Annotated in this window: 13 protein-coding genes and 2 tRNA genes; 3 read left to right on the top strand and 12 right to left on the bottom strand. The window is 55.7% G+C overall.

Annotation, left to right across the window (positions count from 1 at the left end):
- Window positions 1-39: 39 nt before the first annotated feature.
- The 7 genes from A2V21_303130 to A2V21_303160 all read right to left on the bottom strand — a co-directional run bounded on the left by A2V21_303130 (window position 40) and on the right by A2V21_303160 (window position 6,698).
- Window positions 40-921 carry a polyprenyl synthetase gene (locus A2V21_303130; protein OIJ73343.1) on the bottom strand — a complete coding sequence of 294 codons (882 nt, stop codon included), beginning with the start codon at window positions 919-921 and terminating at the stop codon, window positions 40-42.
- Window positions 922-1,134: 213 nt separating this feature from the next.
- Window positions 1,135-1,338, bottom strand: coding sequence for a cold-shock protein (locus A2V21_303135; GenBank protein ID OIJ73344.1), 204 nt, complete (start codon window positions 1,336-1,338; stop codon window positions 1,135-1,137).
- 265 nt (window positions 1,339-1,603) lie between these two features.
- Window positions 1,604-2,494: a hypothetical protein gene (locus tag A2V21_303140; GenBank protein ID OIJ73345.1), complete on the bottom strand. Its 891-nt coding sequence runs from the start codon at window positions 2,492-2,494 to the stop codon at window positions 1,604-1,606.
- Window positions 2,495-2,565: 71 nt separating this feature from the next.
- Window positions 2,566-3,900, bottom strand: coding sequence for a peptidase S41 (locus A2V21_303145; protein OIJ73346.1), 1,335 nt, complete (start codon window positions 3,898-3,900; stop codon window positions 2,566-2,568).
- 97 nt (window positions 3,901-3,997) lie between these two features.
- Window positions 3,998-5,155 (bottom strand): hypothetical protein, encoded by a 1,158-nt coding sequence (locus A2V21_303150; protein ID OIJ73347.1) that lies wholly within the window; start codon window positions 5,153-5,155, stop codon window positions 3,998-4,000.
- The gene (locus tag A2V21_303155; GenBank protein OIJ73348.1) at window positions 5,152-6,048 is read right to left on the bottom strand and encodes a hypothetical protein; all 897 of its coding nucleotides are present in this window, start codon (window positions 6,046-6,048) and stop codon (window positions 5,152-5,154) included. Before A2V21_303155 ends, A2V21_303150 begins: the two co-directional genes overlap by 4 nt.
- Entirely contained in the window at window positions 6,048-6,698 is a 651-nt protein-coding gene (locus A2V21_303160; protein ID OIJ73349.1) for a cell division ATP-binding protein FtsE, read from the bottom strand. The genes A2V21_303155 and A2V21_303160 overlap by 1 nt, the downstream gene beginning before the upstream one ends.
- 259 nt (window positions 6,699-6,957) lie before the next feature.
- On the opposite strand from A2V21_303160, the gene A2V21_303165 reads away from it, so the two are divergent.
- Genes A2V21_303165 through A2V21_303175 form a run of 3 tightly spaced genes read left to right on the top strand, consistent with a single transcriptional unit; the run spans window position 6,958 to window position 11,125 of the window.
- A complete protein-coding gene (locus tag A2V21_303165) occupies window positions 6,958-9,498 on the top strand; it encodes an ATP-dependent helicase HrpB (protein OIJ73350.1) in 2,541 nt (846 codons plus the stop codon).
- Entirely contained in the window at window positions 9,495-10,664 is a 1,170-nt protein-coding gene (locus tag A2V21_303170; GenBank protein ID OIJ73351.1) for a cystathionine beta-lyase, read from the top strand. The genes A2V21_303165 and A2V21_303170 overlap by 4 nt, the downstream gene beginning before the upstream one ends.
- Before the next feature lie 56 nt (window positions 10,665-10,720).
- A complete protein-coding gene (locus A2V21_303175; GenBank protein OIJ73352.1) occupies window positions 10,721-11,125 on the top strand; it encodes a quinol oxidase in 405 nt (134 codons plus the stop codon).
- A gap of 70 nt (window positions 11,126-11,195) precedes the next feature.
- On the opposite strand, the gene A2V21_303180 is transcribed toward A2V21_303175, so the two are convergent.
- From A2V21_303180 to A2V21_303200, 5 genes are all read right to left on the bottom strand, one after another.
- Window positions 11,196-12,932, bottom strand: coding sequence for a YgiQ family radical SAM protein (locus tag A2V21_303180; protein ID OIJ73353.1), 1,737 nt, complete (start codon window positions 12,930-12,932; stop codon window positions 11,196-11,198).
- A gap of 56 nt (window positions 12,933-12,988) precedes the next feature.
- Window positions 12,989-13,065 (bottom strand) — tRNA-Asp (locus A2V21_303185).
- Between the two features lie 59 nt (window positions 13,066-13,124).
- A tRNA-Val gene (locus A2V21_303190) sits at window positions 13,125-13,200 on the bottom strand.
- Between the two features lie 92 nt (window positions 13,201-13,292).
- The gene (locus A2V21_303195; GenBank protein ID OIJ73354.1) at window positions 13,293-15,743 is read right to left on the bottom strand and encodes an endopeptidase La; all 2,451 of its coding nucleotides are present in this window, start codon (window positions 15,741-15,743) and stop codon (window positions 13,293-13,295) included.
- Between the two features lie 73 nt (window positions 15,744-15,816).
- Window positions 15,817-17,073: an ATP-dependent protease ATP-binding subunit ClpX gene (locus tag A2V21_303200; GenBank protein OIJ73355.1), complete on the bottom strand. Its 1,257-nt coding sequence runs from the start codon at window positions 17,071-17,073 to the stop codon at window positions 15,817-15,819.
- Between the last annotated feature and the right edge of the window lie 29 nt (window positions 17,074-17,102).

Raw genomic sequence — 17,102 nt, forward strand, 5'->3', positions numbered from 1 at the left:
CGCCTCTATCCTGTCCAGGAGTTTTTTCACCCTGTCTACCTACTTTCTTCTCGCTATGATGTAGCGTGCTATGGCCCTTAGAGGGTCGGCCTTCCCGTCGAAATCGGCAAGCGAACCAAGGGCCATCTCGACCAGCTCAGAGGCCCTTTTCCTGGACTCGTCAAGCCCTATGAGGGAGGGGTAAGTGGCCTTGCCCTTTTTCTCGTCCCCGCCGGTATTTTTGCCCATCTCATCTGACGACCCCTCGACATCGAGGATGTCGTCGGCTATCTGAAAGGCAAGGCCTATGGATTTCCCGAACCTGGAGAGCGCGCCAAGTTCTTTTTTGGACGCGCCTCCGAGTATCGCCCCGCACCTTATGGCCGCGAGTATGAGCTCCCCTGTCTTATGTATATGTATGTACTCGAGGACAGGGAAAGGTATATCACTGTCCTCTGACTCGATGTCTACCATCTGCCCGCCTATCATGCCGGTCGACCCCGCGGCCTTGGCGAGCTCCTGGATGACCTTTACGATAGCGCCCCTATTCCTGGTCTCGGTCCTCGCGATCATATCGAAGGCCACCGTAAGGAGGGCATCTCCGGCAAGGATCGCAGCCGCCTCGCCGAAGGCGCGATGGCAGGTGGGCCTGCCCCTTCGGAGGTCGTCATTGTCTATGGCTGGCAGGTCGTCATGAATAAGCGAATAGGTGTGTATGCACTCGAAGGCGCAGGCGCAATTAAGCGCGGCAGCCGGGTCGGCGCCAACAGCCTCAGAGGCGGCGAGCACCAGGACCGGCCTTATCCTTTTGCCTCCGGCGAAGAGGCTGTAGTGCATGGCCCTGTGGAGCGTCTGAGGGTAGTCATCCTCCCTCGGCAAAAGCTCCTTGAGACCTCTGTTTATGACCTCTACCTTCTCTGAAAGATACCTGTTTAGGTTCAAATAGGCCTCGCTACCGGCTCCCGGGCCGGTATTTAAGCCCTGAGACAGCCGATCAAGAATACAAAGCTAATATAATATATTATCAGAACAAAATTTTAAATACAAGGATGCCATAGGGTATTCCGGGCGTTTAAAAACCCCCTCCTGCACATGGCAGGAGGGGGTATTCAGGAACAAAGCCCTGGATTTCTCCAGGCCTCTGGGAAAGGTGGCTTAGGCCACCTTCACCACGTTTGAGGCCTGAGGCCCCTTGGGGCCCTGGGTTATCTCGAACTCGACTTCCTCGCCTTCCTTGAGGGTCTTGAAACCCTCTCCGCCGATGGCCGTGTAATGGACGAATACGTCCTCACCCGACTCCTGCTGGATGAACCCGAAACCCTTGGTGTCATTGAACCACTTCACTCTGCCTCTTGCCATTTTTTACCGTGCCTCCTTGTTTTCTGGTACTCTCTTGCAGCATATAAAAAGCCGTGGCGAGTTACTGCGTCACTCTCCACGGCCCTGACTGACAATAACACAGCCCACATACTGCAAATAAGAATCCCTTTGTAGAATTTGCCGCCATACTACCAGCTTAAATAATACGTGTCAAGCTTTTTTATAAGAAACAATTCTTTTAATTTCCAGGGCCGTTTTCCGCTATTTCGCCAGGAAAATACTATCCATGGCTTGTAAGTAGCTCCTACTCGGCCACCTCTGATACCCTCACTATCTCGACCCCTTGAAGCCCAGGGAGAGCCTCCTTCAGCGCCTCGATGGTCTCCGGGTAAGGGTGGCCTATCGCCACTGCCTTTCCGCGCTTCCTGGCTATCCGGGCCGCTTTCATGAGCTGCCCCTTGATATAGGCCACCTCCCTTTTATTATCAAGGAATATGTTCCTCTCGGCGCTTTTTACCTTAAGCTCCCTCGCAAGCCTGCCGCCGACGGTAGCGGAGGTGGTGCGGCTGTCGAGGAATATGAGCCCCTTCTGCTTCATCAGTTTGAGGACAGCCCTCATCTTCACTTCGTCCTCGGTGAACCTGGAGCCCATGTGGTTATTGAGGCCTATGGCTCCAGGCACGGCCTTAAGGCCGGCCTCAACCCTTATGGCTATCTCCTCGGGGGTCATCTCGACAAGAAGCGCGGCTACCCCAGGGTCGTGGCCTGCCGGGTCCTTTGGCTCCATTGGCATATGGACAAGGACGTCGAGGCCTTTTGAACCGGCCTCGTTCGAGACCTCCTTCGAGAACCTGGTATCCGGCATAACGGCTATGGAGATCGGTTCTCCGACAGCGATAATATCCCTGAGCTTCTTCATATCAGGCCCCATGTCGTCTATGACGATGGCAAGCTTTGGCTTTGGCGCGACTATGGACGGGACAGGCATCTCAGGAGGCGCCTCGGCCGGAGGCACGGTTACTATCTCTGGAGGGGCAACCTCAACCGGCTTGGGAAGGCTTACCCTGGGAGCCTCAGGCTCCGGGCTTTCAAGGCCGCCCATGAACTTGAGCGCGACAAGAACGAGGGCCGCTCCTGCCACAAAGCCCGCTGCGAGCATCCACCAGCCTTTTACCTTCTTCCTCTTCTTTCCCATAAAGATATTCTATCCCTCATAAGCAAAGGCCCCTTCCGGGGCCTCGCTCTTGTTTATTTTTTTACGTTTCCTCAGCTTACCTTCTGCATGGTGCCCCTGAATATGTACCAGCTCTTGAGGTACTCTACGGCCCTGTTAAGCTGGATGTCTTCAACTGCGCCGGACTTGGGGGTATCCGTGGGTGCCGCGTTTATCTTTTCCACTTCCTTCTTCTCGTCCTTCTTTACCTCTGTCTTTACCTCAGGCCCCTCTGCGGCCAGGTGGCCTTCAAGGTCCGCCTCCTTGAGGTGTCCCTTTGGCGCCTGCCCGACCACTATGTCCGGCTCTATGCCCTTCGCCTGGATGGACCTGCCGGAAGGGGTGTAGTACTTGGAGGTGGTCAGGCGCACCGCCGAGCCGTCGGCAAGCGGTATTATGGTCTGGACAGAGCCCTTGCCGAAGGTCGTAACGCCGAGTATCATCGCCCTCTTCTGGTCCTGGAGGGCGCCCGCGACTATCTCAGAGGCTGAAGCGCTTCCGTTGTTCACGAGCACTATCATCGGGTAATCTGGCTGCGTCTTCGATGTGTCGGCGCTAAAGGTCATGTTCTGCCCCGCCACCCTGCCCTTCGTATAGACGATGAGCCCGGAGTCGAGGAACTCGTTCGACACCGATACCGCCTCCTGCAGGAGTCCGCCAGGGTTGTTCCGCAGGTCGAGTATCAATCCCTTGAGCCTTCCGCCGTCGGTCTTGGAAGCGAGCTCCCTTAATGCCTTGTCGAGCTCCTCGGTGGTGCGCTCCTGGAACTGGGTTATCTTCACATACCCGAATCCTTCGTCGAGCATCTTGGACTTGATGCTCTTGACCTTGATTATCGCCCTCGTCAGGGTGAAGGGCCTTGGGGAATCGAAATCTTCCCTCATGATAGATATGGTAATGGGGGTGTCCTTTGGCCCCCTCATGAGGTTCACGGCCTCGGAAAGGGGCATGTCCCTGGTGCTCTTGTCCCCTATCTTAACTATCCTGTCCCCGGCGAGCAGGCCCGCCTTGTGGGCAGGGGTATCCTCGATGGGGGCGACGACCGTAAGGACGTTCTCCTTCAACCCCAGCTCTATGCCGATCCCTCCGAAGACGCCCTTTGTGTCTACCTGCATCTCCTTGTACTCATCGGGGGTAAGGAAGCTTGAATGCGGGTCGAGGCTCTTGACCATGCCCTTGAGAGAATTGTAGATGACCTCCTTGGAGTCTACCTCCTCGGTATAGTTATCCTGCACTATCCCCAGCACGTCGGTATAAATCTTCAAGCTTTCGTAGGTGTTGCCAGGGACCGGGACAGCCTTTTGGGATATGCCCCATGAAGAGAACGAAAGGACTGCTATTATGGCTAAAGCCCCTCCAAGGAGCTTGGGGTTGAAGATCTTCGTCATTAAAGCCCTCCTTTTTTTTGCCGCAGATAAAAAAAGACGTTCTGAGACGCAGCTTTTTAATTATATCAAATTAATCGGGTCTTAAAACAAAAAATAATCATCTTGCGGAAAGCCAGCCCATAGGGTCCCTGGGGACCCCCTTCTGGCGTATCTCGAAGTAAAGCCCGGCCTTGCCCTCCGGGCCAGAGTCCCCGACGAGGCCGACATCCGCCCCCTTTGCCGCCTCCTGGCCGGTTTCCATGAGCGCCCTTCCGAGGTGGGCGAAAAGGGTATAATAGCCGCCCTTGTGGTCTATTATCATCACCTGGCCGTACCCCTTGAGCCACCCGACATAGATGACCTTGCCGTCGTAGACGCTCTTTATCGTCTCTCCCAGCGGCGCCTCTATGGTTATTCCGTTATTGAAGGTCACTGTCTGGAACTTGGGGTGTCTTACCTTTCCGTAGAAAGAGACGACCTTGCCTGCGACCGGCATGGGGAGCCTGCCTTTCATCGAGGCGAAGCCGGTCCCTGCGGGAGGCGGGGCCTCTTCCCCGGCGGACCGGAGCTTGTCGACCAGCCTGGAAAGGTCGGCAGCGGCCTGCTCAAGCTCTTTTACTACCCGCTCCCTCCTGCTCTTCTCCTGCTTTACATCGTTGAGGATGGCGAGTTTTTTCTTTTGAACAGCCTCCGTCTCCTTCTCCCTGGAGGCGGCCTCGGCCCTGGCTGACTCAAGCCCCGCTACAAGCGACGTCTTCTTCTCTTTCTCACCAGCGAGGCTCGTGATGGTATTCGAATACCCCTCTATAAGTTCTGCGTCCATGTCCATTAACATGGTCAGGTACTTATGCCTCCTGCCGAGATTCGACGCGTCAGAGGAGAAGAGCACTTCCATCGCCTCGCCCCTGTTGACCTTGTACATGGCCCTTAAGCGCGCGGAAAGCCTCTCGGCGAGCTTTTTTTTCCTCGCCTCGAGCCTTGATATCTCGACGCTCACCCGGTCGAATTCCTTTTTTATCCCGCTGAGGGTCTCCTTCACGCCCTTGAGCTCTTCCCGTTTTATCGTCAGTTCCCGGTTGAGCCCCTCAAGGTCGTCGAGGATGCCTGTCTCCCTGGCAGCTATCTCCTTTATGCTCTTTTTTTCTTCCCGTATCTGGCGTTTTACGTCCTCGAGGCTCTTCTCTTTCTTTAAAAGCTCCTGTCTCGGGCTCTTTTCGGCGAAGGCCGGGGTGAGAAGAAATAAGAACGCGAGGCAGGAGGCGACGAGCAGCTTCATACCTTGAGGAACCTGTTCATGGAGACGAGGCTTCCAGCCACCCCCATGGCCATGCCCGAGAGGACGAGGGCAAGGAGAAAAAGAGGGGCCGGGAATGGCATCTCGAGAGCGAACCTCAGGTAGGCAGGGACGTGGCCTATAAGCACCGCCCTGCCGGCCGCGAGCGCGCCCATGGCCAGCAGACCCCCCAAAAGGCCCTGCAGCATGCCTTCTATGACAAAAGGCGCCTTCACATACATATCGGACGCGCCAACGAGTTTCATTATCTCTATTTCGGCGCTCCGCGCGTATACGGCAAGCCTTATCGTATTGGAGATGATAAAGAGGGTAGCCAGGGCTATGAAGGCCCCGATTATGACCGCCGCCATCTTTACAAACCTGACCAGCGACGCGAGCTTCTCGACCCATTCACTGCTGTACTGGACCTCGTCTACCCATTCCTGGGCCTTCAAAACGCCTACCACCGAGGCGAGCCTGGCGGGGTCGTTGAACTCGTCCTTTACTTTTATTTCGAAAGAAGCGGGCAGCGGATTGGAGTCAACGCCTTCAAGGATACCCTCATATCCTTTTAGCTCCGCCCTTATCTCGTCGAGCGCCTTTTCCTTCGATACGAACTCGACCACGCTTACGCCGGGTATCTCGAGTATCCTGTTCCGAAGGACATCGGGAGCAACGGTCCCGGCGTCCTTTACATAGGCGATGACCTGGGTCTTCTCTCCCCAGCCCTCTATGACGCCGTTCAGGTTAGTGATGATGAAGACGAAGAGCGAGAATATGGCGAGAGAAAAAGCAAGGGTCAGAGATGTAAGGGCTGTCGTGACCTTGTTCTCTTTCAAGGAGCCTATGGCGTCGGTCACGATATAGAGGATATCCGCGGAGCCTGCCTTGGACATTATACCAGCCTCCCGGATTCAAGGGCGACGGTGCGCCTCGCGTACCTCTCGATGAGCCCCTTGTCATGAGTAGCCACGACAACCGTAGTGCCGCGGCTGTTGACTTCCTTGAAGAGCTCTATTATCTGTACCGATAGCTCAGGGTCAAGGTTTCCAGTGGGCTCGTCAGCGAGTATTATGGCCGGGTCCTTTACCAACGCCCTCGCGATGGCGACCCTCTGCTGTTCCCCGCCGGAGAGCTGCAGGGGCTTGAAGTTCGCCCTGTGCTGGAGCTTCACATAGGTAAGCATCCTCGCCACCCGCCTCCTTACATCCGCTGGGGCCACACCCATGACCTTCAACGCCAGCGCTACGTTATCAAATACGGTCTTGTTTGGGAGGAGCTTGAAGTCCTGGAATACGAAACCGATCCTCCTCCTTAAAGAAGGGAGCTCGGCCTGAGGTATTCTAACGTAGTTCCTGCCGTCCAGGATTATCTGCCCCTGGGTGGGCGCCTCCGAGCCGCACATCAACTTAAGCAGTGTTGATTTGCCGGCGCCGCTCGGCCCGGTTATAAAGAGGAACTCGCCTTTGCCTATCTTAAGGGTAACATCGGAGAGCGCTGGGGTAGAGCCTTCATAACTCTTCGACACATGGAACATCTGTATCATAATAAAGACCCTCTGAGGGCTGGAATCCCTGAAAAAGCTTGATTTATAAAGTATTTAGTAGAAAAAGCCCTGGATATTATCCCAATTCGGCCTCGCTCCTGTCAAGGGTTTTGGCCTGGCAGCGGGAAAAAAGGTTCTTATCTTGTACGTTACTACGCGACACAACACACCCTTGCTCCCCCAATATGCCGGAATGGATTAAAACCCGTCTTTTTAAATTTCAATTCTGGCCGTCCCGCTTTTGTGATAAAAATTTCATATGAACGGACTGAAATCGATCCTTGATAGCATCGACCTCCCGATAAAAGGGTCGATAGCTGATATACGCATGGCGCTCTGTAAAGGGAGGAACGCGGTAGTAGAGGCCGCGCCTGGCGCCGGCAAGACAACGCTAATCCCCCTGACGCTCCTTGATGAGCCGTGGCTCGACGGCAGGCGCATCATCATGCTTGAGCCGAGGAGGCTGGCGGCAAGGGCGGCGGCAATAAGGATGGCAGAGCTCATCGGAGAAGATGTCGGCGCGACCATCGGATACCGCACAAGGCTCGATAGCTCTATCGGGCCATCGACAAGGATAGAGGTCGTCACCGAAGGCATACTCACGAGGTTTTTGCAGAGCGACCAGGCCCTTGAAGGCATAGGGCTCCTGATATTCGACGAGTTTCATGAAAGGAGCATCAACGCCGATCTTGGCCTGGCCCTCTCCCTTGAGTCGCAGTCGCTCCTGAGGGATGACATTCGCATCCTCATCATGTCCGCCACACTCGACGGGGAAGAGGTCTCGGCTCTGCTCGGCGGCGCGCCTGTGGTAAAGAGCATGGGCAAGGCATACCCGGTCGAGGTGCGTTACATGTCTAAAACTGTGGGGAGCGGACGAGCGTACACATCGACAGGCCCGGATTTCATATCAAGGGTGGCTGGGGCCGTATGGAAGGCCTTGATGGAAGGAACGGGAAGCATCCTCGTCTTCCTTCCCGGAAGCGGCGAGATAAAACGCGTAGCCGCGGCCTTGATGGAAAGAGAGATCCCCGCCGATACCGTTATAATCCCGCTTTACGGCGAGCTGTCAAAGGAGGCGCAGGACCAGGCCATAAGGCCCTCGCCCGAAGGTAAAAGGAAGGTGGTCCTTGCTACATCGATAGCCGAGACGAGCATAACCATTGACGGCGTAAGGGTTGTAATAGACGGCGGATTAAAGCGCGTGCCCCGCTTCTCCCCCTCTATCGGGATGAGCAGCCTTGAGACGGTGCGCGTAACTAAAGACTCGGCTGAACAGCGGTGCGGCAGGGCCGGAAGGCTTGGGCCCGGCCTATGCGTACGCCTCTGGCAGGAGACTGAAAACTCCGGCCTCAAGGACAAGAGCACGCCGGAGATAATGGAGGCCGACCTTGCCCCACTCGCCCTTGAGCTCTCTGTCTGGGGGGCGGCCCCTGAAAAACTAAATTGGCTTGACCCTCCCCCGGCGGGGGCCATGTCGCAGGCTAAAGAACTTCTCTATCATCTTGGCGCTATCGATAAGACAGGCGCTGCCACAGCGCACGGAAGGGAGCTTGCGCGCCTTGCGCTCCATCCCCGGCTGGCCCACATGGTCATAAAGGGGCGCGAGCTTGGCCTTGGAAGCATCGCCTCTTCCATCGCCGCCTTCCTGACCGAGCGTGACTTCGTAAAGACAGGGTTAGCTGACCGTAACCAGGATATACGGCACCGGCTGGAAGTGCTGTCTGGCGATGACAGTCAAGGTAGAGTCGACATAGACAGGTCAGCGTTAAAAAGGGTGCGGGCAGCGGCAGCTCAGATAAGAAGACAGCTTGGCATCAGAGAAAAAGATGAGGACTCCGACAAGGCGGGGCTTCTCCTCGCATTCGCCTATCCGGACAGGATAGCCAAAAGACGAGGAGAGACTGAGGGTCGCTATCTGCTTGCCAACGGCAGGGGCGCGCTGCTTCCTGCCTCCGCACTCCGTCAAGAGTACATAGTTGCCGCGAGCCTTGACGGAGGTGAAAGGGAATCCCGCGTCTACCTTGCCGCGCCTCTGTCATTGTCAGACCTCGAAGAATACTTCAAAGAAGATATCGAGGAGCGGGATATCGTCGAATGGGACCAGGCCCAGAGGTGCGTTAGCGCGCGAAGGCAGAAACACTTCTGGGAGCTTCTGTTATCAGACAGTCAACTTCAAGCCCCTGACACGGGAAAGGTGCTCGACGCCTTTATCAACGGGGTCAAGCTTAATGGACTTAACGCGCTCCCGTGGGAGAGGGCTTCACAGGCGCTCCGGGAAAGGGTTGGTTTCTTAAACCGGATAAGCGGTGAAACGGGCAAAAAATTCCCGGACCTCTCGGAGGGGCGTCTTTTAGCCGATATAAAAGAATGGCTTGGGCCCTGGATAGACGGGATGACGCGCCTTGAGCACCTTAAAAAACTCGACATGAAGGCGATTATCCTGAGCATCCTCACATGGGAAGAGCGCGAAACGATTGAGAGGCTTGCACCTATGCATATCATCGTCCCGAGCGGGTCGCGGATCGCGATAGACTATTCAGGCGAGCGCCCCGTGCTGAAGGTCAAGCTGCAGGAGCTATTCGGGCTGGACAGGACCCCGGCTGTTGCCGGGCATCCGGTTCTCCTGCACCTCCTGTCGCCAGCCGGGAGGCCTGTGCAGGTAACGAACGACCTCGCCGGCTTCTGGGCCAGGAGCTACCAAATGGTAAAAAAAGAGCTTAAGGGGCGATACCCCAAACACTACTGGCCTGACGACCCCACTCAGGCCGAGGCGACCAAAGGGGTCAGGAGAAAGAAGTGAGATACGATTTCGACAAATTGATAGTCCGTACAGGCACCGACTGCGTCAAGTGGGACCACTATGACATGAAGGATGAAGTCAGGGCCATGAAGTCCATGTCGATAGCCGACATGGACTTCATGGCCCCGGGGTTCATAACGGATGCCATAATCAAAAGGGCAGGACACGGCATCTTCGGCTATACTGTCGTGCCTGAAAGCTATTACGCTTGCCTTGCCGGATGGCTCGGCAGGAGGTTCGGCTGGCAGGTCAAAAGGGAGTGGATGAGGTTTTCCCCCGGCGTCATACCTGCCCTTAACTTCGCGGTCCAGGCCTTCACCGAGCCGGGGGATAAGGTCGTCATACAGCCCCCCGTCTATCACCCTTTCAGGGCTGTCGTGGCCAACAACGCTCGAGTGGTCGCGAACAACCTCTTGAAATGCGTTGACGGCCAATACGCCATGGACCTTGAAGGGCTCAAAAAACTCATAGACAGGCAGACAAGGATGCTGATACTTTCCAGCCCGCATAACCCTGTTGGCAGGGTCTGGAGAAAAGAAGAGCTTGAGGCCCTTGGCAATATCTGCCTTGAAAACGATATCCTCATCGTATCAGATGAGATCCATTCGGACCTCATCATGCCCGGCTTCACACACACGCCTACCGCGAGCATCTCGGATGAGCTTGCGAAGATAACTATAACATGCACCTCCCCGAGCAAGACCTTCAACATCGCGGAGCTTCATGTGGCGAACGTGATAATCCAGAACGAGGAGCTCTATTCAAGATTTGACCTTGCCCTTACGAAGGCGGGAATAAACAAGCCCAATATCCTGGGCATGGTAGCCGCGGAGGCCGCATACACAAATGGCGACGAATGGGTCGAGGAGCTTATCCCGTACCTGCACGGCAACTATCTATTGATGCGGGAACTCGTTACTGAGAAGCTCCCAGCGGTGAAGGCAGCTGATATGGAGGGCACCTATCTCGGCTGGCTCGACTTCAACGGATTAGAACTTACAGACGCCATGCTCGAAGATACGCTTCTTGCAAAGGCCAGGGTCGCCATGACCCCTGGCCGCATATTCGGCCCTGGCGGAGAGGGCTTCTACAGGATGAACCTCGCATGCCCGAGGAAGGTCCTCGAAGAGGCGCTACTAAGGGTAATATCGGCTTTTAAAAAATAGCCTCCGCTCCCTTCTGCTATACTTGGAATAATGTCTAAGTACAGGGGGAGGGACCCATGCGGCGCGCGCTTCCTTTCTTGCTGCTCTTCATAGGCCTGCCGGCCCTGCTCCTCTCAAAGGAGGTCGAGACATACATCTCCAGGATTGGGGCTACCGGCGTACAACGGGTGGAGATAACCGGCGGAAGCTATTTTTTCAGGCCCGGCCGCATAGTAGTGAAAGCAGGCGTGCCTGTTGAGCTTGTCTTAAAGAGCGAATCGGCCATCATACCGCACAACTTCGTCTTAAAGTCGCCTGAAGCTGGAATAGATATATCGGTGAGGCTTGAAAGGGAGCCCACGACTTTGCGCTTCACCCCCGCCAAAAGCGGACAGCTCACCTTCTACTGCGACAAGAAATTCTTCTTGCTTAAAAGCCACAGGGAACACGGAATGGAAGGCACTATCGAGGTAGTGCCATAGTCAATGGAGGGTCTACAAAGCAGGCAGGGTTTGGGGCTTTCATTTTATCGCCGCCGGATGCCATACCCCTTTAACGCCATCTCTTTTGTGTATGTCGCTTATCGTTCCGTTTCATTATATCCGGGCCTGTAAGTATCGACTTCTGCCTCTCCCTGCCCTTGTCGCTCTTTTCCACAAAACAGGTATCGCCTGTAGACGGGTCGCGCCCTGTCCAGTACATAAGGGTCGAATAGGTCGACGGTGTGGGCGTAAACACCTGTACCTGCTCAGGGACCGTACCAAGCTCTTTCAACGCGAACTCCCTCAATTTTTTCATATCGCCGTCGGTGCAGCCTGGGTGGGCTGCCATAAGGTAGTATGAAAGGAACTGCTTCATCCCGGCCTCTTTCGTAAACCTGTAAAAAAGCTCCTTGAACTTTATAAGGGCGGCGCTATTAGAGCCCTGCTTCCCCATCTTTTGAAGTACTCCCGCCTCCGAATGCTCCGGAGCTATCTTCATCTGCCCGGAGACGTGGTTGCATACAAGCTCCTTCAAATATCTCTCGCCGTCTTTTTTATCAGCGAGCACCATATCGTGCCTGATGCCAGATGCCACGACCACCTTCTTGACACCGTCGATCGAGCGAAGCTCCCTCAAAAGCGACACCTGCTCCGCGTGGCCGGGATGAAGGAGCGGGCAGACCTTTGGCGAGATACAGCTCTTCTTCGGGCAGCAGCCCTGTTTTTCCATCCTCTCGCAGCCGGAGGCGTACATATTCGCAGACGGCCCGCCCACGTCATGTATCCTGCCCTTGAACAACGGGTGCCTGACGATCTCCTTCGCCTCGGCGATGACAGATGCCCTGCTCCTGCTCCTCACCCTTCTCCCTTCATGCACGGCGATGGCGCAAAAGGAGCATTCGCCGTAGCATCCCCGGTGAGTGGAAATGGAGAAACGGATAGTCTCCAGGGCCTTTACCTCGCCGTCTTTGCGGTGGTACGGGTGGAGGTCGCGCTCGTACCTGAGGCCGTATACCCGGTCAAGCTCTTCCCGGGACAGGTACAGGGCCGGGGGGTTCTGGACGAGATAGCGGACGTCGTGCCTCTGTGAGAGCCTCCTGGCTGTGGCGGGATCGTTGTTGTTGTAGAATATCTGGAACGCCCTCGTAAAAGCATCCTTGTCTTTAGCCGAGTCCTCATAAGACGGAAGCTCGATACAATCATCTGGAAGCTCTTTTGATATGTAGCAGAGTCCGCGGATGCCCCGTGGGTCGCCTCCATCCTTAAGGCATCCGGCAAGCTCGACTATTGAACGCTCAGCCATGCCGTAAAGGAGGTAGTCGGCCTTGGCGTCAAAGAGGATAGACCTTCTAACGCTATTGGTCCAGAAATCGTAATGGGCGACACGGCGGAGGCTCGCTTCTACGCCACCGAGTACTATCGGGCGGGTATTCTTGAAAAAACGTCTAATGAGGTTGGCGTACGCGAGAGAGGCCCGGTCGGGGCGCCGGTTATTTACACCGCCGGGGGTATAGTCGTCGCTCTTACGCGGGCGGCCCGTTGCGGTCCGGTTGGCCACCATCGAGTCGATACAGCCGCCGGAGACGCCCCAGAAGAGCCTTGGCTCGCCGAGGCGGGTTATATCAGCGCCTGAGATATCAGGCTGGCCTATGACGCCGACCCTAAAACCTTCCGCAAGAAGAAGCTTGCCGACAATGGCTACTCCGACAAAGGGAGAGTCTATATAGCTATCGCCTGTTACGAGGATAACGTCAAGACGGTCCCAGCCAAGGGAGTCCATCTCTTTTTTTGTAGTCGGCAGGAACATCTGAATATCATAAAATAAAAAGGGCTGATTTCATAATGAAATCAGCCCTTCGTGTCTGGCGGGGCCGACGGGACTCGAACCCGCGCCCTCTGGCTTGACAGGCCAGCGTTATAACCGACTTAACTACGGCCCCGTTTTGTGGCGGTCTCTAAAAATTGTTATTTTTAGAGACCGCCTTACATTTTTGAATAATGGTAGGCGGAACAGGGATCGAACCTGTGACCCCAGCCTTGTAAGGGCTGTGCTCTACCAACTGAGCTATCCGCCCGCTTGAAGATGAATCCCCCGCCGAGTACGACGGGGGATTTAATTATGTACCAGTTTTACTTTCCGGTGTCAAGCGAAGTTTGAAGACCAGGCTCAGTGCCTGATGAGATCTCCAGGCACCGCCTGCGGCGCGGGGCTTGCAGGCACCGGCCCAAGCTCTTTTTCTTCAGCCTTGGCCTTGAATATCTCTTCCCTCGTCTTCGCGTCAAGTGCCTGGGTGAGGACATCGTCCATATGCTCCACGAGCACGGTCTTCACCTTCTTCGTTATCTGCTGAGGTATCTCCTTCAGGTCCTTCTCGTTCTCTTTCGGGACGAGCACCTTGGGGATGCCGGCCCTGTGCGCCGCGAGGAGCTTTTCCTTCAAGCCCCCAATGGGCAGGACCTTGCCACGTAGCGTAATCTCGCCTGTCATGGCGACATCTTTTCGCACCGGGATCCTGGAGAGGGCCGAGGCGATAGCGGTCGCTATGGTGATGCCTGCCGAAGGGCCGTCCTTTGGTATGGCCCCCTCGGGGACGTGAATATGTATGTCGAGCTTCTGATAGAAGTCTTTCTCAAGACCGAGCTCGGTAGCGCGGCTCCTGATGTAGGTCATTGCCGCCTGCGCCGACTCCTGCATCACCTCGCCGAGCTTTCCGGTTATGATGAGCTTGCCCTTGCCGGGGACGAGGGCCACCTCTATCTCGAGGAGCTCTCCTCCCACCTCTGTCCAGGCAAGTCCGGTTGCGACCCCGATCTCATTGGTCTTGTCTACAGTGCCGTAGCGATAAGGCGGCACGCCAAGGTACTTGGAGAGCGACCTGGCGGTTACGGCCACCTTTGTCTCGATACCCTTCTTGAGTATCTCCTTTGCGGTCTTCCTGCAGATGGCGGCCAACTGGCGCTCAAGGTTCCTTACGCCGGCCTCTTTGGTATACTTCCTGATGAGCATAAGGATCGTCGACTTGCCCATATCGAGGTTCGCTTCGGTCAGGCCGTGCATCTTGAGCTGCTTGGGCAGCAGGAACCTCTCCGCTATATGCAGCTTTTCGAGCTCTGTATAGCCGGGTATCCTTATAAGCTCCATCCTGTCCAGCAGCGGATAAGGTATGCCCTGCAGCGAGTTGGCGGTTGTCAGGAACATTATCTTCGAGAGATCGTAGTCGCAGTCGAGATAATGGTCGTTGAAGGTATGGTTCTGCTCAGGGTCCAGGACCTCGAGGAGGGCTGAAGCCGGGTCGCCTCTGAAGTCGTGGCTCATCTTGTCTACCTCGTCGAGGAGGAAGACAGGGTTATTGGAGCCGGCCTTCTTTAGCGACTGTATAATCTTGCCCGGCATGGAGCCTATATAGGTCCTCCTGTGCCCCCTTATCTCGGCCTCGTCCTTTACGCCGCCGAGCGAAAGCCTTACGAAGTTCCTTCCCGTAGACCTGGCGATCGATTTCGCAAGCGAGGTCTTACCTACGCCCGGAGGGCCGACCAGGCAGAGGATGGGCCCCTTCATCTCTTCAACGAGCCCCCTTACCGCGAGGTACTCTATTATCCTCTCTTTAACGGCCTTGAGCCCGTAGTGGTCCTCGTCCAGGACCTTCTCGGCCTCCGTTATGTCCTTCTTCTCGTCGGTTAACTGGTCCCATGGCAGGTTCACGAGCCAATCGATATAGTTCCTCGATACGGTCGCCTCTGCGGACATGGGCGACATGAGGCGGAGCTTTTTTATCTCCTGCTTGGCCTTCTTTGTCGCCTCCTTGGAGAGCTTCCTGGTCTTGAGCTTTTCCTCGAACTCCTGTATCTCGTTCTTGAAGTCGTCCTTCTCGCCAAGCTCCTTCTGGATGGCCTTCATCTGCTCGGAGAGATAGTACTCCTTCTGGGTCTTCTCCATCTGGCGCTTGACCCTCTGGCGTATCTTCTGCTCTACCTCGAGTATCTCTATCTCGCTCTCCATTATGGAGTAGAGCCTCTCGAGCCTCTTGGTGGGGCTCGCTATCGCCAGGAGCGCCTGCTTGTCCTCGATCTTGATGGTCAGGTGCGAGCAGATGGTGTCGGCAAGCCTGCCCGGATCCTCTATTGAGGAAACGCTCATTATCATCTCGGGCGGGACGCGCTTGTTGAACTTGACGTATGTCTCGAACGACTTGACAGCCGACCTGGTGAGGGCCTCTGTCTCCACCGTCTCGTCTATGGCCTCCTCGACCTCCTCGACCGCGACCATGAAGCAATCGGCCTCTGAGACGTACTCCTTTATCTTCGCCCTCTTCTTGCCCTCGACAAGCACCTTTACGGTACCGTCCGGAAGCCTCAGGAGCTGGAGTATGGTGCCGAGCGTGCCTATCTCATAAATATCGTCCTGGTCAGGCTCCTCTGTCTTCGCCTTTTTCTGGGCGGCAAGCAGTATTGACTTGTCCGAGCCCATCGCGAGCTCAAGGGCCTTGATGGACTTCTCCCTTCCCACAAAAAGGGGCACGACCATGTATGGAAATATGATTATGTCTCTTAACGGAATTAACGGGACTACCATTCTGTCTCTCTTCAAATCCCTTCCTCCCTTTAAAAAGGACAGCATCTCCTCACCCGCTGAAGACCCCGCTTTAAAAGCGGGGAATATTAGGCAACTATTATCTGTCCGCTTGAGCGGATCAGGCTGTCTCTGCCCTGTTACCGTACACGATAATGGGCTTTGCGTTCTCGAGGATGACGTCCTCGTTGATTATGCACTCTTTTATGTTCGTCTGAGAAGGCAGCTCGTACATGGTGTCGAGCATCACGTTCTCGAGGATCGCGCGAAGTCCCCTTGCCCCGGCCTTCCTCCTCATCGACTCCTTCGCCACAGCCGCGAGCGCCCCGTCCGTGAACTTGAGCTTCACGCTCTCGAACTCGAAGAGCTTCTGGTACTGCTTTATTATGGCGTTCTTTGGCTCCATGAGTATCCTGACAAGGTCATGCTCGTTTAGCTCGTCCAGGACCGCCGTCACGGGGAGCCTTCCCATGAACTCAGGTATGAGCCCGTACCTCAGGAAGTCCCCGGGCTCCACCTGGTGCATGAGCTTGGTGTAGCTCGTGTCTATATCCTTTACCTTGCTGTCCTCGGTGCTGAAGCCGACAGACCTTTTTCCGACCCTCTGGGCCACGATCGACTCAAGACCGGAGAAGGCCCCGCCGCAGACAAAGAGTATGTTGGTGGTGTCCACCTGCAAAAACTCCTGCTGGGGGTGCTTCCTGCCGCCCTTTGGGGGGACGTTCGCGACGGTCCCTTCGATTATCTTCAAAAGGGCCTGCTGCACGCCTTCGCCGGATACGTCCCTTGTGATGGACGGGCTGTCGCTCTTCCTTGATATCTTGTCGATCTCGTCGATATAGACGATGCCCTTCTGGCACCTCTCTATGTCGTACTCGGCGTTCTGAAGCAAGCTCAGGATGATGTTCTCGACGTCCTCTCCGACGTAGCCGGCCTCCGTAAGCGTGGTGGCGTCGGCGATGGTGAATGGCACGTTAAGTATCCTGGCCAGCGTCTGGGCAAGGAGCGTCTTGCCGGAGCCGGTCGGTCCCACGAGGAGGATATTGGATTTTTGCAGCTCGACGTTCCCGAGGGCGATCTTCGACTCTATCCTCTTGTAGTGGTTGTGGACCGCCACCGAGAGGACCTTCTTGGCGTGCTCCTGCCCGATGACATACTCATCGAGTGTCTTCTTTATCTCGGAGGGCTTGGGGATGGCGTGCTCCCGCTTCTTGAACTCCTCCTTTTCGTACTCATCGGCGATGATATCGTTGCAGAGCTCAATGCACTCGTCGCAGATATAGACCATCGGCCCGGCGACGAGCTTTTTGACCTCGTCTTGCCCCTTGCTGCAAAACGAGCACGTAAGGTAGCTACCACCCTTTTTATTAATCGACATCTTGTCCTCCGACCGTTACTTCAGCCGAA

The organism is Deltaproteobacteria bacterium GWC2_55_46 (assembly GCA_001595385.3).
Classification (GTDB): Bacteria; Desulfobacterota; GWC2-55-46; order GWC2-55-46; family GWC2-55-46; genus UBA5799.